At 71.6% G+C, this 405-nt stretch carries 1 protein-coding gene; it reads right to left on the reverse strand.

Annotated features, from left to right (window positions below; genetic code table 11):
- Window positions 1-392 (reverse strand): condensation domain-containing protein (locus ACLEQD_RS45190; RefSeq protein ID WP_410392038.1); only part of this gene is annotated, 392 nt, incomplete at its 3' end.
- Between the last annotated feature and the right edge of the window lie 13 nt (window positions 393-405).

Genomic DNA, 405 nt, shown 5'->3' on the forward strand with positions numbered 1-405 from the left:
AGCGCGTCATGGCGCGCCGCGAGCGCCGTGAGGCTGCCCTCCAGCGCGGCCACATCCAGCTCGCCTTCCAGCCGCACCGCCGCTGGCAGGTTGTACGCCACGTCACCCGGCGCGTACTTGTCCAGGAACCACAGCCGGGCCTGGGCAAAGGACACGGCCCGGGCACCCTCGACGTCCCGACGACGGAGCGTGATCGACGCCGGACCCGCCGACGCACGCAGCGAGAGCAGCTGTCGAGCCAGGGACGTGATGCTCGGCCCCTGGAGCAACCACTCCATCGGCACCATCAGGCCCGTGCCCGTGCCTACCTCATGCGCCAGCTCCACCGCGCCCAACGAGTCCAGTCCGTAGCGCGTGACCGGAGCCTCGACGTCGATCTCCTCGCGGCGCATGCGCACGTGCCGG

The organism is Corallococcus sp. 4LFB (assembly GCF_046520365.1).
Taxonomy (GTDB): domain Bacteria; phylum Myxococcota; class Myxococcia; order Myxococcales; family Myxococcaceae; genus Corallococcus; species Corallococcus caeni.